The 22292-nt window shown below is 70.6% G+C and carries 20 protein-coding genes; 9 read left to right on the top strand and 11 right to left on the bottom strand.

The window, feature by feature from the left end:
- Positions 1–7: 7 nt before the first annotated feature.
- Together WMF44_RS47035 and WMF44_RS47030 are read right to left on the bottom strand one after the other, a co-directional pair.
- Positions 8–742, bottom strand: coding sequence for a sensor histidine kinase (locus WMF44_RS47035; RefSeq protein WP_437296571.1), 735 nt, complete (start codon positions 740–742; stop codon positions 8–10).
- Positions 743–788: 46 nt separating this feature from the next.
- On the bottom strand, positions 789–1388 hold the full coding sequence (locus WMF44_RS47030; RefSeq protein WP_437296570.1) for a response regulator transcription factor: 600 nt from the start codon (positions 1386–1388) through the stop codon (positions 789–791).
- A 698-nt stretch (positions 1389–2086) separates the two neighbouring features.
- Between WMF44_RS47030 and WMF44_RS47025 the strand changes: the two genes are divergently transcribed.
- The 5 genes from WMF44_RS47025 (at position 2087) to WMF44_RS47005 (ending at position 5277) form a co-directional block, all read left to right on the top strand.
- Positions 2087–2578 carry a GreA/GreB family elongation factor gene (locus WMF44_RS47025; protein ID WP_157907361.1) on the top strand — a complete coding sequence of 164 codons (492 nt, stop codon included), beginning with the start codon at positions 2087–2089 and terminating at the stop codon, positions 2576–2578.
- A 162-nt stretch (positions 2579–2740) separates the two neighbouring features.
- Complete coding sequence (locus WMF44_RS47020) at positions 2741–3829, top strand: Spy/CpxP family protein refolding chaperone (RefSeq protein ID WP_437296569.1); 1089 nt, start codon at positions 2741–2743, stop codon at positions 3827–3829.
- Between the two features lie 29 nt (positions 3830–3858).
- The gene (locus tag WMF44_RS47015; RefSeq protein WP_437296568.1) at positions 3859–4431 is read left to right on the top strand and encodes an RNA polymerase sigma factor; all 573 of its coding nucleotides are present in this window, start codon (positions 3859–3861) and stop codon (positions 4429–4431) included.
- Positions 4424–4819: a hypothetical protein gene (locus WMF44_RS47010; RefSeq protein ID WP_437296567.1), complete on the top strand. Its 396-nt coding sequence runs from the start codon at positions 4424–4426 to the stop codon at positions 4817–4819. The genes WMF44_RS47015 and WMF44_RS47010 overlap by 8 nt, the downstream gene beginning before the upstream one ends.
- Positions 4816–5277 carry a hypothetical protein gene (locus WMF44_RS47005; RefSeq protein ID WP_437296566.1) on the top strand — a complete coding sequence of 154 codons (462 nt, stop codon included), beginning with the start codon at positions 4816–4818 and terminating at the stop codon, positions 5275–5277. Before WMF44_RS47010 ends, WMF44_RS47005 begins: the two co-directional genes overlap by 4 nt.
- A gap of 40 nt (positions 5278–5317) precedes the next feature.
- Here WMF44_RS47005 and WMF44_RS47000 read toward each other — a convergent pair whose 3' ends face one another.
- Positions 5318–6241 carry an NAD(P)/FAD-dependent oxidoreductase gene (locus WMF44_RS47000; protein WP_437296565.1) on the bottom strand — a complete coding sequence of 308 codons (924 nt, stop codon included), beginning with the start codon at positions 6239–6241 and terminating at the stop codon, positions 5318–5320.
- A 542-nt stretch (positions 6242–6783) separates the two neighbouring features.
- Here WMF44_RS47000 and WMF44_RS46995 point away from each other — a divergent pair.
- Both WMF44_RS46995 and WMF44_RS46990 read left to right on the top strand, forming a co-directional pair.
- Entirely contained in the window at positions 6784–7635 is an 852-nt protein-coding gene (locus WMF44_RS46995) for a hypothetical protein (protein ID WP_437296564.1), read from the top strand.
- 425 nt (positions 7636–8060) lie between these two features.
- Entirely contained in the window at positions 8061–9401 is a 1341-nt protein-coding gene (locus WMF44_RS46990) for a PAS domain-containing protein (RefSeq protein ID WP_437296563.1), read from the top strand.
- 4 nt (positions 9402–9405) lie between these two features.
- Here WMF44_RS46990 and WMF44_RS46985 read toward each other — a convergent pair whose 3' ends face one another.
- The 6 genes from WMF44_RS46985 to WMF44_RS46960 form a co-directional block, all read right to left on the bottom strand.
- Complete coding sequence (locus WMF44_RS46985) at positions 9406–10443, bottom strand: hypothetical protein (protein ID WP_437296562.1); 1038 nt, start codon at positions 10441–10443, stop codon at positions 9406–9408.
- A gap of 26 nt (positions 10444–10469) precedes the next feature.
- Entirely contained in the window at positions 10470–11603 is a 1134-nt protein-coding gene (locus WMF44_RS46980; protein ID WP_437296561.1) for a tetratricopeptide repeat protein, read from the bottom strand.
- A 31-nt stretch (positions 11604–11634) separates the two neighbouring features.
- Positions 11635–13194, bottom strand: a complete 1560-nt coding sequence (locus tag WMF44_RS46975; protein WP_437296560.1) for a serine/threonine-protein kinase — start codon at positions 13192–13194, stop codon at positions 11635–11637.
- Between the two features lie 243 nt (positions 13195–13437).
- Complete coding sequence (locus WMF44_RS46970) at positions 13438–14184, bottom strand: cyclase family protein (RefSeq protein ID WP_437296559.1); 747 nt, start codon at positions 14182–14184, stop codon at positions 13438–13440.
- A gap of 88 nt (positions 14185–14272) precedes the next feature.
- Positions 14273–14455 carry an ATP-binding protein gene (locus WMF44_RS46965; RefSeq protein ID WP_437296558.1) on the bottom strand — a complete coding sequence of 61 codons (183 nt, stop codon included), beginning with the start codon at positions 14453–14455 and terminating at the stop codon, positions 14273–14275.
- 133 nt (positions 14456–14588) lie between these two features.
- The gene (locus tag WMF44_RS46960; protein ID WP_437296557.1) at positions 14589–15659 is read right to left on the bottom strand and encodes a glycosyltransferase family 2 protein; all 1071 of its coding nucleotides are present in this window, start codon (positions 15657–15659) and stop codon (positions 14589–14591) included.
- Positions 15660–15977: 318 nt separating this feature from the next.
- Between WMF44_RS46960 and WMF44_RS46955 the strand changes: the two genes are divergently transcribed.
- Entirely contained in the window at positions 15978–17531 is a 1554-nt protein-coding gene (locus WMF44_RS46955) for a hypothetical protein (RefSeq protein ID WP_437296556.1), read from the top strand.
- Positions 17532–17758: 227 nt separating this feature from the next.
- Here WMF44_RS46955 and WMF44_RS46950 read toward each other — a convergent pair whose 3' ends face one another.
- A complete protein-coding gene (locus tag WMF44_RS46950; RefSeq protein ID WP_437301688.1) occupies positions 17759–19138 on the bottom strand; it encodes an O-antigen ligase family protein in 1380 nt (459 codons plus the stop codon).
- A gap of 1859 nt (positions 19139–20997) precedes the next feature.
- Here WMF44_RS46950 and WMF44_RS46945 point away from each other — a divergent pair.
- Complete coding sequence (locus WMF44_RS46945) at positions 20998–21243, top strand: hypothetical protein (protein WP_437296555.1); 246 nt, start codon at positions 20998–21000, stop codon at positions 21241–21243.
- Between the two features lie 167 nt (positions 21244–21410).
- On the opposite strand, the gene WMF44_RS46940 is transcribed toward WMF44_RS46945, so the two are convergent.
- On the bottom strand, positions 21411–22157 hold the full coding sequence (locus WMF44_RS46940) for a cyclase family protein (RefSeq protein ID WP_437296554.1): 747 nt from the start codon (positions 22155–22157) through the stop codon (positions 21411–21413).
- Positions 22158–22292: the final 135 nt, after the last annotated feature.

The following is a 22292-nucleotide window of genomic DNA, read 5'->3' as shown; positions in this document are numbered from 1 at the left end:
CGCGCCGTCACAGCCGCTCCTCGGCGCCCCCGCCGGGCGGCTCGGGCGGAAGAGCGAGGGGCAGCTCGATGCAGGCCAGCGTGCCCGAGGGCGCGCCGCGGCCGACGGTGAGCGCCCCGAAATAGCGGCGCGCCACGCGCCCGGCGATGTTGAGCCCGAGCCCGAGGCGGCCCGGCTTGGTGGTGTAGAACGGGCGCGTGATCGCCTCCCGCTCCTCCTCGGGCACGCCCGTCCCCGCGTCGCCGACCTCGATGCGGTAACGCGCGCCCACCACGCTCCCGCGCAGCGTGACCACCCCGCCCCCGGGCATCGACTCCGCCGCGTTCTCGACGAGGCACCGGACCGCCAGGGCGAGCTCGGCCGGATCGAGCTCGACCACGCCCTCCGCCGCGTCGACGTCGACGCGGATCGCCGGCTCGGCGATGCGCGCGCAGGCCGCCGCCGTGAGGACGCACGCGCGGGCGCTCGCGCTCACCGGCCGCCGCCTGAGGCTCGGGTTCGCGTCGACGGCGCCGTCGACGAGCGCGCTCGCCGCGATCGCCTCCTCGTCGATGACGTCGAGGAACTGCTCCACCCGCGGGTCGTCCCGAAAGGCCTGCTCCCGGGCGACCTTGCGCCGGAGGAAGAACGCCGCATTGCGGATCGTCCCGAAGCAATTGCGCAGATCGTGGCGCAGCGTGGCCACGATCTCCTCGGCCGTCGCGGTCTGCTCCACCGCGCCGAGCGGATCTCGGCTCGTCATCGTGGGGGATGGCCTCCTCGGGTGCCGCGTTCGCCGCCGCGGTCGATCACTTGAGGGTCCGGGCCGGGAGCCCAGCGTTTCCGCCCCGCACCGTGTCCAGGTAGCTCGACGCCGCGCGGGAGGACGGGGGCGGGTACGAGCTCACCCGCTCGCGCTGCGAGGACGCCGGCGCGTCCTGGGCCTCCCGCGGCCTGAGCGACGGCGCGGCCCGCCTCGTCTTCGAGGCGGGCGCGGCGGCCTCGCGCGCCGAGGAGGCGTCCGCGGACCGCCGCGCGTGGGCGAGGCGCGCGAGCTCCAGGACGATCCGGGTGACCCGGGCGGGCTCGAACGGCTTGAGGATGACGTAGTGGCGGCCCGCCTCGCCGGAGCGGATGTACTCCTCGTCGCCGGTGATCAGCAGGCAGCTCGTGTAGAACGGCAGGCCGGCGACCCGCTTGAGGAGCTCGTCTCCGTTCATCCCGGGCATCTTGTAGTCGGAGCAGACCACGTGGAACTGGCCTGTCTGCAGCAGCTCGAGGGCCCGGTGGGCGGACGTGCAGGTCTCGACATCGACGTCGTCGTCGAGGATGGCCGCGATGCTGTCCAGCATCCTCCGCTCGTCGTCGACGACGAGCACGCGCAGCCGCTCCTGGGCATACAGGCTCACGATTCTCCTCTTGTGTGCTCGTGCAGTGATCTGGACGCAGCCCGGGCGAGCAGCGGCAGGACGCCTCGCGTCATGTCGCGCGCGCTCCAGGCTGTGCGGTGGCGCCGCACGACACCCATGCTCTCGTGTCGATGCGTTCCAGCCCGGAACAGCGGCGCAGCAGATTAGGAATCTACACCACTCACCCTAGCCCGGCAAAGAGATTCCTGAACGATTCCTGAGCGGTTCTCCGGCTCGCCGTTCTGGGGCGTCTTCGAGCGTCGTCGTGCGTCTTCGAGCGTCTTCCCGCGTCTTCGTGCTTCCAAGTCACCGTCTTGAAACATTCGATTCACACGAGCGATAAGCGCGTCGGCAGTCCGCCGCTCGAGACGCGCATGGATTGCAGCTCTGCAAGGAGCGGGGAGATCTCGACGCGAAAAGGCGCCATGAGCTGCGACTCTGTGCGAGAGGCATCCATCACAGAGCTGCAATCAGCGCAGGTGTGCGCTCGGCGCCGCTCGCCGGCGGGCGGGCGCGCGGCGCGCGGCCTTCCCGGAGGAGCCGGGCTGCCTCCCGTCTCCTCCTCTGCACCGGCGGAGACGGACGCGCGCCGGGCGGCGCCGAGGACGGCCGCGCCCCTCGGCTGTCCTCAGCGCCGCGCGGCGCCTCGCGACCGTGGAGTGACCGCCGCGATCCCGTCTGGTAAGGTGTGCGTGTCCATGCCACCCGCCATCGACAAACGCGCGTTGCTCGCGGCCCTGAAGGACCAGCTCGCCCGTGAGCTCGAGCGCTCCACCGAGCGGGCGCGCGACGCCGCGAGCGCCGTGACGCACGAGGAGAACCGCGCCGAGGGCGACAAGGACATGCGCGCCACCGAGGCGTCCTACGTGGCGCGAGGTCACAGCGAGCGCGTGCTCCAGATCGAGCAGGCGCTCGCCAGGCTGGGCGCCGTCACGGTGCGCGACTTCGGCCCTGGCGCGGGCATCGAGAGCTCGGCGCTCGTGGAGCTGGAGAGCGGAAAGCGGCGCGCGCTCTACTTCCTCCTGCCGGCCGCGGGCGGCGAGCGCATCCAGTTCCAGGGGGTCGAGCTGCAGACCCTCGCCACGACGAGCCCCCTCGGCGCGTCCCTGCTGGGCCTGTCGGAGGGCGACGAGGCCGAGGTCGCCACACCGCAGGGGACGCGCACCCACCTGATCGCCAGCGTGCGGTAAGGCCGGGCCCGTTCCAACCCGCGCTGGCCTCTCCCGGCTCCCTGCGGAGCTTGCCTCCGGAAAAAGTAGCTCGCCCTCGTAGGGCCCCCCTCCCCTCCGGCGTCACAGGGATGAACGACCCGCTCGGCACGACGCGGGCGACGCAGGACAGGAGAAGAGTCCATGACGCAGTCTCGTTGGTGGAGGCTTGGTGGGATATTGCCGCTCGTCGGCGCGCTCGTCGGCGCGGCCGGTTGCACGGCGGAGACGGGGCAGGGCGACACGTCCCCGAGCGACGAGGCCGCCGAGGCGGCGCTCGCCAAGGGCCCGCCCAGGGCGGGCGGTCCCCGGGAAGGCTTCGGCGGCCATCGCGGCGGGCCGCGCGGCCCCGAGCACCTCCTGCGCGCGGCGCTCCACGAGCTCGACCTCTCCGACGCGCAGGAAGCGACGATCGAGGGCGCCCTCGAGGGGCTGCGCGACGGCGCGAAGGAGCGCCCGAAGGACGGGGCCGTCTTCGCGGCGCTCGCCGAGGGCGTGCGCGCCGGCAAGATCGATCGGGCGGCGATCGAGGCGAAGCTCCCCGACGCCGGCCGCGCGGCCGAGGAGCGCCACGCCCGCGTCGCCGGGGCGCTGAGCACCCTGCACGCAACGCTCACGAAGGAGCAGCGCCGGCAGCTCGTCGACGCGATCGCCGCGAAGTTGGACGGGCGAGGAAAGCGCGGTCCGCGCGGCGGCGAGCAAGGCGGCGAGCACCACCGCGGCCCGCGCGGCGGCGAGCACCACCGCGGCGGCATGGGCGGCCCCGGCATGCGCGGCGGTCCGCTGGGCCACCTCCTCGCCGGCCTCGACCTGCGCGACGAGCAGCGCGCGCAGATCGACAAGGCCCTCGAGGCGGCGCGCCCGCGCGACGCCGACCGGGTCGGGCGGAAGGAAGATCACGCGGCGAGGCGCGCCGAGATGCGCGCGCGGTTCGAGACGTTCGCCGCGGATCGCTTCGACGCGAACGCGTTCCTGCCGCGGCCGCCGGCGGGCGAGAAGATGGGCCCGCGGGCGCACCTGGACCGCATGGTCGGCGCGCTGGCCGCGATCGTCCCGATCCTCGACGAGGCGCAGCGCAAGGCGCTGGCCGAGCGCATCGAGAAGGGGCCGGCCGCGGTCAGGCCCGAGCGCGGCGAGCGCGGCCCCGGGCCTGGCAGGCACGGCGGCATGCGCGGCCCCGGGCCCGGCATGCGCGGCCCCGGGCCTGGCGGGCCCGGCTTCGAGCGCCGCTGAGCGCCCGTCCCGGTAGCGCGCGCGGTGCCATGGGCGCAGAATCGCGAGGGAACGTGATCGTCGACCTCAGGCTCGTCGCAGCGCGCGTCGCCAGGGGCGATGATGCGGCCTTCCGGCAGATCGTCGAGCACACGCGCGCGCCGATGTACCGCCTGGCCGCGCGCCTGGTCGGCGACCTCGCGGAGGCCGAGGACGCCCTGCAGGAGGCGTTCGTCGACGCCTACCGCGCCCTGCGCGAGGGGCGCTACGACGGGAGATCGAAGGTGGAGACCTGGCTGTACCGCATCGTGACGAACGCCTGCCTCGACGCCCTCCGGCGCCGCCGCGACACCCCGCGCGAGGCGTCGACCGAGCCGCGCTTCGACGGCCTCGTCTCCGCCGAGGCGCGCGTCGCGCTGCGCGAGCTCGACGCCCTGCTCGCCGCGCTCCCGCCCCAGGAGCGCGCCGCGCTCGTCCTCGTCGCCGTCGAGGGTCTGCCCGCGAAGGAGGCCGCGGCGGCGCTCGGCTGCTCCGAGGGCGCCGTCGAGCAACGCCTGGTGCGCGCCCGCGCCGCGCTCCGCGCCCGGCAGATAGAGATAGAGAAGGAGGCGCCGCATGTCTGACCGCGACGACGACCGGACCGGACCCGATCGGGACCTCGCGCGCCTCGCGGCCGCGACCGCTCGCATCGACGCCGACGACCGCTTCACGGCGGCCGTGCTGCGCGCTGCGACGGCCAGCGCGGCCAGCGATCCGCTCGCGCGCATCGCGGCCGCGACCGACGGCCTCGCGCCGGACGCCGGCTTCACCGAGGCCATGGTCCGCGCCGCGACGGCCTCTGCCCTGCCCGCGCGGCCCGCGATCGCCGACGGCATCGTCCGCTCGGGTCGCCCCGCCCTCGTCGTGACCGCCCTCGCGGCGGCCGCGAGCGTCCTCTTCTTCCTGCAGACGCAGCGCGACGTCGACAGCGCGATCATGGCCTCCGTGGAGGCCCTCGAGGCGAGCGAATGACAGAGCGCTCCGCGTCCCCGCCCGCCCTCGCCCGCTGGAAGCCGCTGGCCGTGCTCGCCGCGGTCTTCCTCTTCGGCGGCGTCGCCGGCGCGGCCATCGGCCGCGTCACGGCGTTGCGCGACCTCGAGGCCACCTTCCGGGGCCCTCCGACCGAGGCGCGCGCCCAGTTCCGCCTCAAGGCGATGCGCCGTCACCTCGACCTCAGCGACCGCCAGGTGCGCGAGCTCAGGGCGACCCTCGCCGAGGCCGAGGCCGAGCGGGACAGGCTCCTCTCCGAGTGCCGCCCCGCGCTCGACGCCCTCCGCGATCGCACCGACGCGCGCGTGAAGGGCGTGCTCACGCCCGAGCAGCTCACCCGCTACGAGGAGCTCGAGGCCGAGCGGCGGCGGCGCCCGGGCCCGCCGCCGTTCGGGCCGGGGCCCGGCCGCGGGCGCGGGCCGGGCGGTCGGGGCGACTGAGCGCCCGTCAGGGCGGCGCCGGCGAGGGCGCGCTGCCCCGCTACGCGAGATCCTCTTCTTGCAGCGCGCAGTTGATCCCGAACGCCGCGGCGGCGCCCTCGGCGGCGGCCACGATGGCGAGCAGGACCTCCTTCGAGGCGTCTCCGGCGACGAAGACCCCTTCGCGGGTCGTCTCCTCGTGCTCGGCGACCGTCTCGACGCCCCGCTCCTCCGTGACCGCGCAGCGGAGCCGCTCGGCCAGATCCGACCCCTGCTCCTGCTTCGCCTTGACGAAGAGCGAGCGGCGCTCCACCGCGCTGCCGTCCTCGAGCACCACGCGCTCCAGCATCCCGTCCCTGCCCTCGAGCCGGACGACGCGCTCCTCGCGCACGCCGATCCGGTGGCGCGCGAGCCGATCCGCGTCCGATCTCGACAGGGACGCTGGCCCGTCCGTGAACAGGACGACGTCATCGCTCCACGTCTTCATGTTCACGGCGAGCGAGACCCCGGTGCTGCCCTGTCCGTAGACGCCGATCGCCTGATCGCGCGCCTCCCATCCATCGCAGTAGGGGCAGTGGTGCACGCTCTTGCCGTACATCGCCGGGAGCCCCGGCAGCTCCGGCAGCCGGTCGACGAGCCCGGTGGCGAGCAGGAGCTTGCGGCAGCGCAGGCGCTCGCCGCCTTCCAGCGTCACCTCGAAGCGCCTCGCTCCGCGGCGGACGTCGGTGACGGCCGCCTCGCGGATCTCGACGCCGTACGGCGCCAGCTGCTCGCGCGCTATCCGCCGGAGCTCGGACGGCGCGATCCCGTCGCGCGACAGGAAGCCGTGCATCTCGCGCGCCGCGTGGTTGCGGTACTGCCCCGAGTCGCACACGAGGACGCGCCTCCGGCAGCGCCCCAGGATGAGCGCCGCGCTGAGGCCGGCCGGCCCTCCGCCGACGATGATCGCGTCGTATCCCGGGATGTCCTCTTCGCGTGTCGACATGGCCGGTGCCCGCCTCGCAACGGGCGCGCCGGGCGCGCCGGTGGCACGGCGCGCACGGCGTCGAGGTGGGCTCGCGGGCGCCGCTCGCGGGCGTTCGCTCGGTGAGGCGGATCGCAGACCCGAGCAGCTCGATCACCGCCCGCTCGGCCTGCCTGCACGAGATCCCCTGACAGCGTCGGCCGGGGCCCTCGGCGACGCGCTCGTCAGCGGTGTGCCCCGCGCCGTTGGCCCCAGCCGCGCACACGCTCCTATCGCCACACTGCACATTGCAACGACACACAGTCCGCTCGCTGCCCTTCTGTCGAGCCTTCATGCAATGTGAGATTTCGATCATCCACCGGTCTTCACTGGGTGTCAGACGACGCGCGACACGCGGCCTCGCGCTCGCCCAGCACGCCGTGGACAGAGCACCCCTGACTCCAACGATTCGAGAATTCTACACAAATCGCGAGTTGAGTACTGGACATGATGGCTAGTCATCGGTACACCCCATGTGACCTTCGACGAGGGCACGAAGGGACGAACCCGGGGGGGGAACGACGATGTACCGGATCAGCATCGCTGATTTCGCAGCGCTTTTGCTCGCGTCTCTGGTCGGCTGCGTCGCAGTTCAGGAAGAGGAGGAGGACTCCGTAGGAGCTGCCCTTAGCGAGCTCGAGTTCGTCAACGCCCTCAACCCCAACGCCCTCAACCCCAACGCCCTCAACCCCAACGCCCTCAACCCCAACGCCCTCAACCCCAACGCCCTCAACCCCAACGCATTGAGCCCGGCGGCCCTGAGCGCGATCCGGGATCCGGGCGCGGCCGGCGATCTCTCGCGCCAGCTCCTCAGCTATGTGGTCGGCTGTGCGTTCCTCCCCTCGCAGTCGTTCAGCTTCTCGTGGACCGACGGCTCGGGCACGGTGCATAGCGAGGAGTACAGGGGGATCATCGGCCTCGTGCCGGACTGGAGCACCAGGCCGCTCGGCACCAACGATCAGCAGTGGATCTCGGCGTGCATCGCGTCGCGGACGAACTGGTACGGCGTCTCGGTGACGATCTCCTCGCGGGGCAACTCCGCGGTCATCGACAAGAGCGGGACCCTCGAGCTCACGACGTACACGCATCTGGAAGGCGCCTTCTGGGGCAATCTATTTGCCCCCTCTCCTTACCTGAACGCCTGCTACGACGAGGCCAATCGCAGCTATGTGCGGTCGCTCTCGCGGGAGTGCGCCGCCGGTCACCTCACGAGCGGCGGGGCCGTCCAGCAATGCGGGATGCTCAGCATCCGCGGGTCGTGCGCCGCCTACTGCCAGCAGCTCAACACGAACGGCATGTACTACCCGAGCTGCGTCAACAACCTCACCGGCATCCCGGAGTCGACCACCCGTGTGATCACGGTCTTTCTTCCCTAGCTTCGGAGACGGCGAGCCCGAGCCGCGGGACCTATCCCTGGTCGACAGGACATTCTCCGGGAACAGGAGCCACGCAAACACGAAGCGGCGTCCGTCCGGATCGGATGTGCCTTTCGCCGTGTCGATAGCGCCTCGGAGATGCTCCGATGTACGAGGCGGCGAGCACGAAGGGCAGGTCCCGGTCGGTGGTGCGCGGGGCTGCGATGAGGGCGAGTCGGTCGTGCGTGGGAGTACCGCTGTCGGCGCGCCAGCCCGAGAGAACGAGCCAGCCCGGCCGATTCAGCACTTCACGGGGACAGCCTTATGGTGCACCATTTCAGCGCAGACGAACTCCGGGATGGCCGCGGGCGGGGGCTGAGCGCGCTCTCCTCGGCGGCGAGCGGCCGCGCGTGAGATCGCAGATCAGGTAGGGCTCAGGGGGAACGATGGAGATCGACCGGCACAGCGACGAGCGAATCAAGGCAGAGAACGCGCGGCTCCGGGCTCGCGTGGAGGAGCTGGAGCGAAGGCTCGGCTCGGGCGCGGCGCCGCGCGACGCGCAGCGCGAGCTCGCGGACAGCGTGCCTTACCGCGCGCTCTTCGATGCGGTGACCCTACCGCTGGTGGTCCACCGCGCGGACGGGCTCCTCGTCGCGATCAACCAGGCCGACTGCGCGCGATGGCGCATCAGGCCCGAGCAGATCATCGGCAAGTACAACGCGCTGGAGGATCCGCAGGCGGTGAAGACGGGCCACGCCGAGGCCTTCCGCCGTGCGCTCGCCGGGGAGGTGGTCACGCTGCCCCCGGTCCCCTACGACACCGAGCCGGGCGAGCTCTACAAGGAACGGCGTCGGCTCTGGACCGAGCCGAGCTACGTTGCGTTCGAGGACGCGAGCGGGGACCGCTTCGTGGCGGTGGTGAGCATCGACGTCACCGCGCGCGTGGAGTCCGAGGCGCAGAGGCGCCGGGGCGCCGCGCTGCTGGAGGCCTTCATTCAGAACGCGCCGATGCTCATGTTCGCGCGGGACAGCGAGGGCCGCCACACGCTGCTGAACCCGCCGGTCGAGGCGCTCCTCGGCAAGCCCCGCGAGGAGCTGATGGGGAAGACCCAGCACGACCTGTTCCCCGCGGAGATCGCCGACCGGTTCGCGACGCAGGACCGGGCGGCGATGGCGTCGTCCGAGCCCATCACCTCCGAGGACGAGATGGAGCTGTCCGACGGGACGCACGTGTACATGAGCACCAGGTTCGCGCTCCGCGACGAGGAGGGCAGGGTCTCCGGATGCGGGGCGATCGCGGTGGACATCACCGAGCGGGTGCGGGCCGAGGCGAGGACCCGGCACCTGCAGGAGAAGATGCTGCTCGTGCAGCAGGAGACGATACGGGCGATCTCGACGCCGCTGTTGCCCATCGCGGACGGGGTGCTCGTGGCGCCGCTGGTCGGCGAGCTGACCCGCGAGCGGGGCGCGCAGTTCACCGAGACGCTGCTGGACGGGATCTCCCGCCAGCACGCGCGGATCACCATCCTCGACGTGACGGGGGTGCCGCAGGCGGGGCCGGAGGTGGCGGACGCGCTGATCCGGGCGGCGCGGAGCGCGCGGCTGCTCGGGGCCGAGGTGGTGCTCACCGGGATCCGGCCGAGCGTGGCGCAGGCGCTCGTGCAGCTGGGGGCCGATCTAGGGGGGATCGTGACGCGGGGGACGCTGGAGCGCGGGGTGACCTACGCGCTCTCCAACCGCGAGGGGGCGCGGGCGCCAGCGCGAACCCGGAGCGGGCGCGGCGCGTAGCAGCTCACATCCCGGGGCCATCGTCGCTCTTCGCCAGCGTCGCGGCGTTGGCCTTCACCTGCTCGGGGGTGAGCGGCTCGCCGTACAGCGCGGCATACTGGATCGAGCCGCGAAGAGAGCGCCCGGCCTTCCGCGTATTTCCGAGCACGAGATACCACGTCGGCTCCGCCCACGTGAAGACATAGTCGGCGGGCGGCCGATCCGGGATCGCGTTCGTTTGCACATCGCCGTTCACGTAGAGATCGACGACGCCCTCGGCGGCGTTCAGCACGAGGTGCAGGACGCACGGCTGCTCCAGCTCCTCGACGGGAATGAACCACTGCCCCACGAACTGCGTCTTGGAGTCGGCGTAGATGTGGAACTGCAGCTCTCGGTTCCCCATCCCGTCGGGGTCGCCCGCGCTCAGCGAGTACTTCCCGAACTCGCCTGTATCGGTCCCGAGGTACAGGATGCGCGCCGGCACGCCCTCGACCGCCGCGTCCGTCACGCTCACCACGGTCTCGAGCGTGAGCGCCGCCTTCGATACGAGGAGCTTGCTCGGGGGCGTGGCGGTGGACGGAAACGCGGCCTCCACGCGCGCGTTGCCGCCGAGGTTGTTCCAGCGGATGCCCACGCGCCCCGCCTCGCCTTCCAGGTTGAGCCGCTCTCCGTCCGACACCACGTCGAGCGAGAGCCCCGGCTCCGGTCCCGAGTCGACGAGCTTGCCATCCGTGCCGTACGCGTCGAGGAAGTACCGCGCGAGCAAGCCATCATCGACAAGGCACGTCGAGACATGGCTCCCCGGCCCATCGCAGCCCTCCGGGGGAGCCCCGCCGCAGCCGCCACCCCCCTGGCCGCAAGGCTCCACGGTGCCACCGGCGCTGCCGCTCGTTCCGCCTGTTCCGCCTGTTCCGCCTGTTCCGCTCGTTCCGCCTGCGCCGCCCGCGCCGGGGACGACATCCTCGTAGCTGTAAAAGACGCAGCTACCCCCGGTAAGCGCGACAAGCGGGACGATCGTCGAGAGCGCCCGACCCATCCACGTCCAAGATACGATGCGCACCATCGGGACGATCCCTCTCTTCGGAAACCTCACCAGCGCTTGCTGATCACGAGCCCGCCCGGCATGGGGCTCACCGACAGGCCGGTCGCCGTCGCGTCCCGCGCGTCGGGCTGCCCTGTCAGGAGGACGTACGCCGCCGTGCCGAGCCCCGCCGCGCCCGCGGCCAGGAAGCTCCAGACCGCCGCGTTCGCGAGGTCTGCCTTGGCGTGTCCCAGGTCGTTGTACTGGCGCAGGTCGAGCCCGGGGCAGCGCGCAGGGTCCGTGCAGGCCGGCTCCAGGAGGCGCTGCTGCGCGCTCGCCTTCCCGTTCGAGAGCAGCACGAACGCGACGCCGAGCCCCGTCCCCGCGGCGGTCGCGGCGAGCCCCGTGTACACGACCGCGGTGCTGCGCGGGCTCGGGCGTCCATCCGCCGCGTCACCGCCCTCCTGGGCGCTGCCGTCGGCCGCCCCCTCCCCAGGGCCGAGCGGCCCGCCGCCCTCCTGGGCGCCGCCGTCGGCCGCGCCCTGCCCGGGGCCGAGCGGCTGCGGCTCGCCGCCCGCGTCGCGCCCGATCCTGTCGCTCTCGATCCGCACCTTGCCGGCCGCGAGATCGACCTCGACCTTGGCCATCATCCCCTCCTTGAGGACGATCTCCTTCGTCAGCCCGCGCCGTCCAGGCGCCCCCACGGCGAGCGTGTGGCTGCCCGGATCGCGCGCGACGGGCGTCGACGTCGGCACGTCGAGCCCGCCGAGCGCCACCTGCGCGCCCCCCGAGCCGGCGCCCGTCACGGTGATCTCCACGGTCGGGATGCGCGACGAGAGGGCCTCGAGCTCCGTCCTCGCCTCGGCCTGCGCCTGCCGGAACGCCTGCGAGGCGTCGGCCGAGAGCTGCTCGTCGACGATGACCTGGTAGACCGAGCGCGCCTCGGTCAGGCGGCCGAGCTTGTGGCAGGAGCGCGCGACCATGATCAGGAAGGTCGGCGCATGCACCGTGGCCTCAGCTCGGCGGAAGGCCTGGAGCGCGTCCCGGTACCGGCGTGCTCGGTAGGCCGTCCACCCCTGGTTGGCGTGCGCGACGGCCGCCTGCCGCGCCTTCGCCGACGGGGGCGGCGCCTGCGCGGACGCCTCCGCGCAGGCGAGCGTGGCAAGGAGGAACGTACCCATCACCGCCGCTCGGAAACGCATTCCTGCTCTCTGGGGACGCGGAGCCACCCGGCTAGAGCCCCCAGTCCGGCCTGCTCCCGCCGGACTTCTTGCGAGGAGCCGGCAGCGCCTTGCGCGTCGACGCGGTCCGAGCGGTGGCCGGAGACGTGGGGCGCGCGGGCGCCGCGCTCCGCGCCGCCGCCGCGGAGGGGACGGCGGAGGCCTGTGCCGGCGCCACGGAGGCGGCGCCCGGCGCGCCCGCGCCCGGGTCGAGCGGCAGCGGCGCCGGCACCACCGCGGGCGTCGCCGCGGCGCGCGCCTCGGGGGCGCTCGCGATGGCGGGGACCGCGGCGAGCCCGGCCGGCGCGCCGCTCGGCGGCGCGGCGGGCGCGGGCGCCGCGGCGGCCGCGGACGCCTGGGTCGCGGTCGGGTCGCCGTCGGTCGATGCGCCCCTGAGCGTGGCGACGAACAGGCCGCCCCCCACGGCGACGATCGTCGCCCCGACGGCGACGCGCCCCGCGACCCGCGCGATGGCGCCGCGCGCCGGGTGCGGCGCCGACAGGTTGATCGCGCCGGTCAAGGTGCCCGGCAACGATTGCGGGTTCGGCGTCGAGGCGCGGACATCGTTCGGGTCCGAGCGCCGCTGGATGGGCATCGTCGTCAGCTGCGCCACCGGCGGCGTGCCGAGCTCGGCGAGCCCGGGCTCCCCGCCGGAGCCCCGCGATGACCACCCGGCGCCCGGCGAGGTCTCCCCCACGAGCGAGAAGAACGGCGGCGCGCCCGCGACGCGCGCGAACTCGTTGACCATGTCGCGCACGTTCTGGAACCGCTTGTCGCGATCGCGCGCCAGCGCCCGCTCGAAGAACGCGTCGATGCCGCTCGGCAGATCGGGGGCGAGCTCGCGCGCCGACGGCACCGTGCCGAGGATCACCTTCGTGACCACGCGCCCGATCGCGTCGCCCGGGAACGGCAGCTGCCCCGTGAGCATCTTGAACAGGATGACCCCGAGCGACCAGAGATCGCTGCGCGCGTCCACGTCCCGCTCGCCATAGAACTGCTCCGGGCTCATGTAGTTGGGCGAGCCCATCACCTCGCCCGTGGCCGAGATGTCGGCCGCGAGCACCGCCGAGACGTCCTTCGCGATCCCGAAGTCGAGCAGCTTCACGATCTCGCCGTCCTCGCCGTCGACGCGCGCGAGGAAGAAGTTGGCGGGCTTGAGGTCGCGGTGCACGAACCCCGCTTCATGGACGCTGCGGAGCGCCTTCCCGGCCTGGACGATGATGTGCAGCGTCTCCGGGAGCGAGAGGCGGCCGCACCGCTGGAGGCGCTTGCTGAGATCCTCGCCCTGCAGGAGCTCCATGACGAGGTAGGGCACCTCGTCCTCCTCCTCGAAGCCGAAATCGTGGACCTGCACGATATGAGGGCTCTTGAGCTGCGCGGCGGCGCGCGCCTCCCGCTCGAAGCGCGCCCGGAGCACCGGCAGCCGCGAAAACGAGTCGCGCATGAACTTGATCGCGACGAGCGTGCCGAGCTGTACGTGCTGCGCCACCCAGATCGAGCCCATCCCGCCGTGCGATAGCTCTCGCTCCAGGCGGAATTTGCCGGCCAGAAGGACGTCTTTTTCGAACTTCATACGCCCGGACACCTCCCGAGGGGGGAGTCGAGAGGATACCGAATCCCGGGCAGGACGCGAAGCTCCGTGTGGTCGCTCCGGCGCGGGGAGCAGCACCTCGTACGACCGTCGCGGGGGGCGGTAGGCAAACAGGCGACACGGCGCCAGAGCAGGGCGACGGGGCCGGGACGACGCCGAGCTGCGCCCCGCGCTGCAATGCGCAACGCCACAGCCGCCCGATCCTGCCCGGGGATGCGCGCCGCGCTAGCTCGCCGGGCCGCCGGAGGCCGGCACCAGCGCCAGCACCCGGGCCGGCGCGCCGCTGCCGCGCGCGAGCGGGAGCGGCGCGACCACGACGACCGCCCCGGCCTCGGGCAGCTGCTCCAGATTGGCCAGGTTCTCGATGTGGTAGCCGCCGGCGCCAAGGAAGGCCCTGTGCTGCTCGAATGTCTCGCTCTGCCCCGGGTCGGTCGACAGCGTATCGATCCCGATGCAGCGCACGCCGCGCTCGCGCAGGTAGCGGCTCGCCTCCACGGACACCCCGGGAAAGTGCATCACGCCCTGGGGGTCCTGGTTCAGGTACCTCGCCGGATCGGACCAGCGAGCCCCCCAGCCCGTCCGGATCAGCACGATATGCCTCGCGCCCAGCGCGCCGTGCCGCGCCTCCCAGCTCCGGAGATCGTCCACGGTGACCCGGTGGTCCGGGCTCGCCGCCACGGCCGCCGTCACGTCCACGACCGCCGCCGCCCCGACGAGCTGCTCCGGCGCGATCTGCTCGACGGTCGCCGCCCCGGCCGTGAAGTGCGCCGGCGCGTCCACGTGCGTGCCCGCGTGCTCGGCCATCGAGAACCGATTGGAGCAATACGCGTCCTCCTCGATGGTGCTCAGCGCCTCCGGCGCATAGGGCTCGTCGCCGGGAAACAGCGGCATCTCCGGGGTGATCGGGTGCGTCAGATCGACCACCCGCGCCGCGGCGAGGTCGATCACGAGAGCTCCGTGCGCCTCCTTCATGGCGCGCAGCTCACCACGAGCCCGCCGCCCGCACAAGGCACGCCGACGGGCGCTCGCGCCGCGCCCGCCCGACGCGCCCGCCCGTGTGCTAGCGCAGCCTGCGCAGCATCGTGTCCGCGCTCAGGAAGCGCACGCTGTAGCCGTGCTGGCACGCGAGGTGTCCGAGCGCGTTCGCGAGGAAGGTCTTGCCGACGCTGCCCCATGACGCCGCGAACTTGCAGAGCCCGCTGCTCCTCGCCCGCCCGCACGCCCTGTCGCTGCGCAACGCCATTCCGCCGCGCCCTTCCCCTCCGGCTAGCGTAGGGCGAACGCCCGCGCCGCAGCCGGGCACGGTGGAACAGACGCGCGGCGCGGGGGAGCCGCACCGCCGCGTTGCCCTCGGCGAAGAGACCGAGAGACTCTGCTTACCCTCGCAGCTCAAACGTTCCGGTCGTATCGTGCAGTCTATTCACCGTTCCCGTGATGTCCGGCTGTCGATTGACGACGTCCCCCTCGGCGGTGCCGCTCTGGCGCGTCGCCAGCTCGGAACCTCGCGCTCCGCGATAATGACGGATCGATGGGGACCCAGAGGGGTACGGCCTGAGGAGCCGCGCAAAGACCTTCGTTCTTTCCCAGGAGAAATCGCGATCGGGATGGGGCAGAGAGCGCGGATAGCTCACGAACCAGCGCAGCAAGAAGGACAGCGCCGTCCAGCGATCGTCCTGGCACATGAACGCGATCGTGGCGTCTCGATAGAGGAAGGCGAACGCGGCTGGGCGGATGTGGCGGTATCTGGGATTGTCCTTGAAAAACCTGTCGAGCACGAGCACGAGGCCTTGATACATCGCCATGGCGTTCCGGCTCACCTGCTCGGGGTGCGCGCGATAGTAGTACAATGGCTCCTTCACCCGAGCCGTCGCGAAGGCGGCGGCGAGCCGAATCCACATCTCGCGATCCTCTGCGTAACGGATCTTGACGTCGAAGCCTCCGACCTGGTCGAAGCAGCGCCGCCGGACCATCACGGAGGACTGTGCCAGGGGAGTCCAGGTCAGGAAGTCCACCACGCTCAACCGATCGACCTCTGGCTTTTCAGGCAGGTCCGGCGGCAGCGCGCCCGAGCTCCCGGCTCCGCCGATGACGGAGAGATCGGGGTGAGCTTTCGACACCCGGATCTGCAGGGCCAGCTTCTGCGGATGCCACACGTCGTCGGCGTCCAGCAGGGCCACCCACTCGCCGGAGGCGAGGCCGATGCCGAGGTTGCGCGCCGCGGACACGCCCTGGTTTTGCTGGCGAACATACCGTATCCGGTCTCGGTAGGGGGCCAGTCGCTCGGGCGTATCATCGGAGCTCCCATCGTCGACCACGATGATCTCATGCCGCTCGTAAGTCTGCGCGAGCACGCTCTCCACGGCGTCCACCACAAAATGACCATAGTTGTATGTCGGGATCACCACCGACACCAGCGGTTCCTGCCGCAGCGGCTTCACCTCATTCATACATCAACCCTCCCCTGGGCACAGACCATATTCCATGTTCCTCGGACCCGCCAGCAGGTACTCATTATTGGTCAGAAATCCAACTCATCGTCCGACATGGGCGTGAGCTCCGTAGCCGCGATGGGTGTGCATGCATCGTTATTCGACGTATTAGAACGCGCGGGACGCAGGACGATGTCCGGAGCGGCCGACGCGTAGCGCCGGGCAGAGCGCATGCCGCAAATTCGGCACAAGCGCGTGGACCTGGCAAATCTGGCGCGCTAGAACGAGGGACGGCCACGTATCGACTTTACGGGCCTTACGAGGCTTGCGAGACACATGCAATCCATCGATATCGAGTATGGACAGGCGGCGAGCAAGCCGGCGAGTGTCGCGTCGCGCTGGTCCCGACTGCTCCCCGTCGGGAACGTCTCGGTGTCCTGGCTCAACACGCTCGTGTCGACCGCGGGCGGGTTCATCGTGACCCCGGCGCTCCTGGGAGCGCTCGGGGAGGTGAACTACGGGATCTGGCTCCTCATCACCTCGTTCATCTTCCAGCTGCGGATCCTCGATCTCGGCATGTCGAACGGGACGATGAAGTTCACCGCGGGCGCGTGCGAGCGAGGCGACAACCGGGAGCTCACGAGCGTATGGAGCGCGAGCCTCCTCCTCTTCGGCGCGGCCGCCCTCCTGACGCTTGGGGTCACGAACGTCCTCATGATGGTCCTGCCGAGCGTGTATCCAGCGTCGCTCGGGAAGCACAGAGACATCATCCTGGCGCTCGGGGCGGGCACCGCGCTGGAGCTCTTGCTGAGGCCGTACGCGGCGTGCCTACGCGCGCGCTCTCTCTTCTTCGTATGCGATGCGACCGAGACGGTGTCGTACGCCGTATTCAAGCTCGGCCTCGTGCTCTACTTCGCAGCGACAGGATCCATGTCCCTCGCGCTGCTCTGCGGCATCACGGTCACCGAGGTGGTGTTCAGGAACGTTGTCGTCGCCTCGGCTGCGCTCAAGCTCGCCCCGTGGACGCGCAGGTTCACGCCGCGGGCGGCAGACCGCGCTACACTGATCAAGCTGACGCGCTACGGCGGCGCGACGTTGCTCATCAACCTCGCCGATGTCTTGCGGTTCCAGATCGACTCGGCGGTCATTGGTTGCTTCATGCCAGGGGCGCTGGAGAACATCTCGATTTACAGCATCGGCATACGCCTCGTAACGGTCGCGTGGTACAGCATCGGTGTCATCGGCGCCGTGCTCATCCCGCGCTTCAGCGGGCTGTCCGAGAAGGGAGACGCGGCCGGGCTCACACGCCTCCTCGAGCGTGCGAACCTCGTCACGGGGCTGTTCACGGCTTACGTCCTCGTCAACATCGCAGCGCTGGGACCAGACCTCCTGGCGCTGTGGATCGACAAGCCGTGGATATCACAGAGCTCGACCGTCATGCTCCTCATGCTCCCCTCGTACTATGTGATGCTGTTGCACGGGCCCGCCACGAGCCTGCTCGCCGGGAGCGGGAAGCTGCGCGGCCAGATGAGCATCACTGCGGTCGAGGCGATCGCGAACGTGGCGCTCAGCGTCGCCCTCGTACGCCCGTTCGGGATCTACGGGGTATGCCTCGGCACGGCGATCCCGATGATGCTCGTGCGCGGCATCGTGTTCCCCATCGTCCTCAAGAAGGAGCTGGGCATCGGGGTCTTGCGTTATTACCGCACGCACCTCCCGACGGTGGCGATCGCCGCCGTTTACTCCATCGTGATCGTCGCCGCGCGCTTCCTTCCGATCCACGGCTCCCTCTCGCTCATCGCAGCGGGCGTGGCGAACACGCTGTTCTTCGCCGTCCTTGTCCTCGCGTTCATCCCCGAGGCGCGCCAGCTCGCCGCCACCCGCCGCTAATCCGCTCCTTGTGCCTGCGGTCGCCGGTCGCGTCCTGATGCGCGGCTGGTCGGGCGCGATCTCCGTCGGGCGGGGCTCGCGGGGCGACTGACCCGCTCTCGGGAGCGATCGCTCGGTCCTCTTCCTCGGGGCCGGGCCCCGCCGGGTCACATCTCTGTCTTCTCTTTGGATCGCGCCTTGACGCCGAGGGCCCTCCGCGGGCGAGAATGCTCTCGCTCGCCTGGCCTTCACCCTCTCAAGCGAAGGGAGATGTTCAAGGCTGCGAGGAGGGCGAACATGGCGCAGCACACGACGGCAATCTCCTTGGCCGATATGCGGATCGAGACGCGTGGGTCCTGCGCGCGCGCGGCGCCATACAGGGCCATGGAGGCGCCGAGCACGATGTAGAGCACGTCCTTGTAGCTCCACGACAGGAAGAAGATACCCACGAGCGCGCCGCACAGGCTCACGAAGACGGCCGGGGCGAAGCGCGACACCGTGACGTCGACATTGTAGCCGTCGCGCCAGATCTTGAACGACACCTTCAGCGATGCATAGAGGAGCAGCGCGAAGAGGCTCGCGCCGACGACGCCGGTTTCTGCAGCGGCAAGCAGGTAGGCATTGTGCGCGGTCTGCGCGCCCACGGATTCGTCGGTGAACTGGCCCATGCCGACGCCAATGCCCATGGTCCGCTGGATCATGTCGAAGCCTTCATGCAAGAGGTCGACGCGTGCATCCGTGCTCGAGGCGGCCTCGTCTCCGTCCCGGCCCCCGAACATGAGCATCGGCGTGCCCGCGAACCCTGCCACGAAGAGGCCCTTCAGGCCGTGCCGCTGTATGACGCACAGGCTGATGATGACGAGGTACACGAGGAGCCCCATCCGCGAGCGTGCAAAAACGATCATGGTCCCGATCCCGGCCAAGTTCGCCGTCGCGAAGACGGCGCGAAAGGTCGCCGCTACCCAGGAAACAGGCGTGCTGTGCTCCATGGCCGCCGCGTCCCAGCGCGGCGCATGCTGCAACGCGGGCGCGTGGCGCATACCGGCGCTCGAGTGAGCCCGTCTTCGATGTCGCCCAGTGAGGGTCAGGACAAAGGGAATGGTCATCCCCGCCATCAGCGACAGGTCGTTGGGATCCATGAGCGTTCCGCGGTAGCGGACGCGACTGCTGATGGTCGTGGTCGCGAACGGACCCGGACGCTCGCATCGATACTCCGCATAGGGGTCAGGCGCGTCGCGCCGGCAGTCGTAGTGGAACTCGCACGGGCGACCATCGGGCACCAGGTTCTCCCCGCTCGCCGCCGTGGGGTCGACGATCATGCACTCGAGAGGCGCATACGCCTGCTTGAGCGCGACGGCGGTGACCAGGACGGCGCAGCCGACCAGCGTGAGCACGAAGATCTGGAGGCCCCGCGACGAGGCGCACCCGAAAGCGAGCGCGAGCATCACGCACGCAGTGGGCAGCAGCGCCAGCGCGCGCTCGCCGAAGACGTGAGGGCTCTTCAGCGCGGTCGTCATGAGCGCCCACAGCATGAACCAGATCGCGTAACGCGTTTGCGGCGCGATCGTCAGCGCGATGCATCGCCTCCGGACATCGACGATGATGCAAGCGACGGTGATCGCGAGCATCACGTGCAGCACCGGTACGGCGCCGAGCGCCGGGACGAACTCTTGTGGCTTGATGATGATGAGCGCGCAGAGCGCGCAAGTAGCCCATGCAGCCATAGCGTCGTCGCGCCGCCGCTGCCACCGAGTTTTAGGCTCTATGCCGCGCCGGCCGCTCGTAAGAAGAGAGGCACTCTGGCGGACATACGAGCGGCGGGCGCCCCCTTCGATTTGCCAATTTACACCGGCAATCCATGCTTGTCCAGCACGCGGAGGCCGCCTTGCCGAGCCTTCTTTGAGGACGACCTGTGCTCGCGCCGAGTCGTGGGTCCACGCCGCCCCGCGCCCAGCGTGGTCGACCCCGGCGAGAGCGCAAGGGGCAGTGACCGTGGCGATGGCCTGGCGCTTACGGATCCGGAGCATCCGGAGGTATACAAGTCCGGGAGCTTGGACTCAGCGAGCAGAGGCGCGTGCCGCGCGCGCGAGTCAGGCTGCGCGGTGCGCGCCAGAGGTTTGGTGTCACGAGAAAGCGCCACGTCTTACTCAGGCATGACACTCGCTACCATGTATCGCGGGAGTGGTTTCCCGAACACAGTCTTCGAACGGCGCACAAACAGGGAGGTCGCAGGGAATTCGGCTGCTTCGCGACGAACGAGCGAGAAAATGTCGCTATGGCGCCTCCCGAGCCTCGACGCTCGCTTTCGCATGGCACCGTCGCGGCATCGTTCGCCCCGCCCATGTCGGCGAAGTAGCTCGAATGCGGCCTCGACGGAAGGATTCCGCCACGTGCGTCCGAGAATGTCCGGGAGAATTGGTCGCATCGCTTCGAGTGCCGCGATCTCCTCCGCCAGCGATAGGAAGGCGTGCCATTTTCCGCCGCGCCTGTCTACATCGAGCGCGGCGGGGTCCTCATGATGCATTTTCAGCCAGCGACAAATGGACTTCCATTCCACTTGAGACAGCGCATCCATCCGGCTTGCAGGCAATGATTCACTTGCGCGAGCGAGGTGGCGCAGCAACGCTTGCAATTCATCCTGGACCTATATTCACGCATTCAGCTAGCCATTTGCGCCGGCGTAAGCCACGGGCGGATGTCCAGCGATCGATACATGCCGATTGAGCGCAGCGCGACGCTGGGAATTCTGATCCTCGCTTGGCATCAATCTCACGCGCAAGGTCATGCATGATACCTCGGAGGAGCGGTCTGCGCAAAGACAGTCTGGAATTTCAATAGTGTCCGCCCACGACGCGGCAGTAGCGGTCCGTGCTCGAAATCGTGAGCAATCCGCCCTGGGCTGGGCGAGACGGCGAATTTGGACGATTCAGCGCCGGTGCCGCGCTACCTCGCCGACTCGCCGGAGCCCGGCACCAGCGCCAGCACCCGCGCAGGCGCGCGGCTTCATGTTCATCGTCGTCCCCTTCATCATCCTGGTGACGAAGCTCCTCGGCTGAGCCGGTGCGCTGGAGAGCGAGGCGCTCCGGAGTCGCATCACGGCCTTTATCGAGTTGGCCTGGACGCCCTGATCACCGCCCGAGGCGTATCTGCGCCGGTCGAAGGCCCTCTCTAGATCGAAGCGACCGTTCAACGGGGGCGAAACGCTGGTCGACAGCGATTGACGAGATTCGCGTGACAGGCCTCGAGTAGTGTTCGTTGACATGCTCCGGAGAGGTGCAGCCGATCCGCGACGGTGCTACGCTGGAGAGGATGAACAACGGTGAAAGTTGCCCGGTCATACCGCACGAGTCGGACTCACGCGTTCCGGACACGAGCGAACTGGCACACCTGTTCGCGCCCCTGTCACCGAATCGCGAGAGGCTGCGTCGCAGCTACCGCCTCCTGCAGCGCTACAAGCCGGCGCCGCCGCCGTATGTCTACTGGCACCTTGCGACGTCTCGTCGAGACCGCCGGCTTTTGCGTCGATAAGCTCGTCATGTTCGACGGCTATTCGAACGACCGTCAGGATCTGCGTACGCGCGCGCTGTGGTTCGGGACCGTCCTGTGGCACGCCGCCAGCCTGCAAGCAGGGCGCACGCGCAACCTCATCGATCGCAGCGGTTCGACGTTGATGGTCCTCGCGACGAAAGTCGCGCCTTGTAACGTGACCAGGGTCGCTGCCGTCAAGGTCTGAACCGCCAGGCGCTCGGGGCAGACACGCGCTCTCAGGCGTTCACGAGGGTGCGGCGATGGCGATTCCCCACCGGACAGGCGCGCGAACGACAGCGCCGCTCAATCGACCCGCGCGTGCCACTTCACACGCAATCAGGAGCGAACTTGGTCGGTGCGGTGTTGCTGCCGCTACGTCGCCGGCTCGGCTGAGCCCGGCACCAGCGCCAGCACCCGGGCCGGCGCGCCGCTGCCGCGCGCGAGCGGGAGCGGCGCGACCACGACGACCGCCCCGGCCTCGGGCAGCTGCTCCAGATTGGCCAGGTTCTCGATGTGGTAGCCGCCGGCGCCAAGGAAGGCCCTGTGCTGCTCGAATGTCTCGCTCTGCCCCGGGTCGGTCGACAGCGTATCGATCCCGATGCAGCGCACGCCGCGCTCGCGCAGGTAGCGGCTCGCCTCCACGGACACCCCGGGAAAGTGCATCACGCCCTGGGGGTCCTGGTTCAGGTACCTCGCCGGATCGGACCAGCGAGCCCCCCAGCCCGTCCGGATCAGCACGATATGCCTCGCGCCCAGCGCGCCGTGCCGCGCCTCCCAGCTCCGGAGATCGTCCACGGTGACCCGGTGGTCCGGGCTCGCCGCCACGGCCGCCGTCACGTCCACGACCGCCGCCGCCCCGACGAGCTGCTCCGGCGCGATCTGCTCGACGGTCGCCGCCCCGGCCGTGAAGTGCGCCGGCGCGTCCACGTGCGTGCCCGCGTGCTCGGCCATCGAGAACCGATTGGAGCAATACGCGTCCTCCTCGATGGTGCTCAGCGCCTCCGGCGCATAGGGCTCGTCGCCGGGAAACAGCGGCATCTCCGGGGTGATCGGGTGCGTCAGATCGACCACCCGCGCCGCGGCGAGGTCGATCACGAGAGCGCCGTGCGCCTCCTTCATGGCGCGCAGCTCACCACGAGCCCGCCGCCCGCACAAGGCACGCCGGCCGGCGCCCGCGCCGCGCCGCGCCGCGAGCGCCGCGCCCGCCCGACGCGACGACCGAGCGAGCCGGCATCGCCCGCGCGCGGGCCCGTG

It is taken from the genome of Sorangium sp. So ce426, assembly GCF_051475585.1.
Lineage (GTDB): Bacteria > Myxococcota_A > Polyangia > Polyangiales > Polyangiaceae > Sorangium > Sorangium cellulosum_B.
The sequence above is the reverse complement of the archived record's forward strand: the minus strand, read 5'-3'. Positions and strand labels throughout refer to the sequence as shown.

Bases quoted from the DNA above. Each gene is read 5' to 3' on its own strand.
- WMF44_RS46965 (WP_437296558.1), bottom strand. From the start codon at position 14,455: ATGGCGTTGCGCAGCGACAGGGCGTGCGGGCGGGCGAGGAGCAGCGGG.
- WMF44_RS46975 (WP_437296560.1), bottom strand. From the start codon at position 13,194: ATGAAGTTCGAAAAAGACGTCCTTCTGGCCGGCAAATTCCGCCTGGAG.
- WMF44_RS47025 (WP_157907361.1), top strand. From the start codon at position 2,087: ATGCCACCCGCCATCGACAAACGCGCGTTGCTCGCGGCCCTGAAGGAC.
- WMF44_RS47010 (WP_437296567.1), top strand. From the start codon at position 4,424: ATGTCTGACCGCGACGACGACCGGACCGGACCCGATCGGGACCTCGCG.
- WMF44_RS47005 (WP_437296566.1), top strand. From the start codon at position 4,816: ATGACAGAGCGCTCCGCGTCCCCGCCCGCCCTCGCCCGCTGGAAGCCG.
- WMF44_RS46970 (WP_437296559.1), bottom strand. From the start codon at position 14,184: ATGAAGGAGGCGCACGGAGCTCTCGTGATCGACCTCGCCGCGGCGCGG.
- WMF44_RS46940 (WP_437296554.1), bottom strand. From the start codon at position 22,157: ATGAAGGAGGCGCACGGCGCTCTCGTGATCGACCTCGCCGCGGCGCGG.
- WMF44_RS46990 (WP_437296563.1), top strand. From the start codon at position 8,061: ATGGAGATCGACCGGCACAGCGACGAGCGAATCAAGGCAGAGAACGCG.
- WMF44_RS47015 (WP_437296568.1), top strand. From the start codon at position 3,859: ATGGGCGCAGAATCGCGAGGGAACGTGATCGTCGACCTCAGGCTCGTC.
- WMF44_RS47035 (WP_437296571.1), bottom strand. From the start codon at position 742: ATGACGAGCCGAGATCCGCTCGGCGCGGTGGAGCAGACCGCGACGGCC.
- WMF44_RS46995 (WP_437296564.1), top strand. From the start codon at position 6,784: ATGTACCGGATCAGCATCGCTGATTTCGCAGCGCTTTTGCTCGCGTCT.
- WMF44_RS46980 (WP_437296561.1), bottom strand. From the start codon at position 11,603: ATGCGTTTCCGAGCGGCGGTGATGGGTACGTTCCTCCTTGCCACGCTC.
- WMF44_RS47000 (WP_437296565.1), bottom strand. From the start codon at position 6,241: ATGTCGACACGCGAAGAGGACATCCCGGGATACGACGCGATCATCGTC.
- WMF44_RS47020 (WP_437296569.1), top strand. From the start codon at position 2,741: ATGACGCAGTCTCGTTGGTGGAGGCTTGGTGGGATATTGCCGCTCGTC.
- WMF44_RS46955 (WP_437296556.1), top strand. From the start codon at position 15,978: ATGCAATCCATCGATATCGAGTATGGACAGGCGGCGAGCAAGCCGGCG.
- WMF44_RS46985 (WP_437296562.1), bottom strand. From the start codon at position 10,443: ATGGTGCGCATCGTATCTTGGACGTGGATGGGTCGGGCGCTCTCGACG.
- WMF44_RS46950 (WP_437301688.1), bottom strand. From the start codon at position 19,138: ATGCTCGCGATCACCGTCGCTTGCATCATCGTCGATGTCCGGAGGCGA.
- WMF44_RS46960 (WP_437296557.1), bottom strand. From the start codon at position 15,659: ATGAATGAGGTGAAGCCGCTGCGGCAGGAACCGCTGGTGTCGGTGGTG.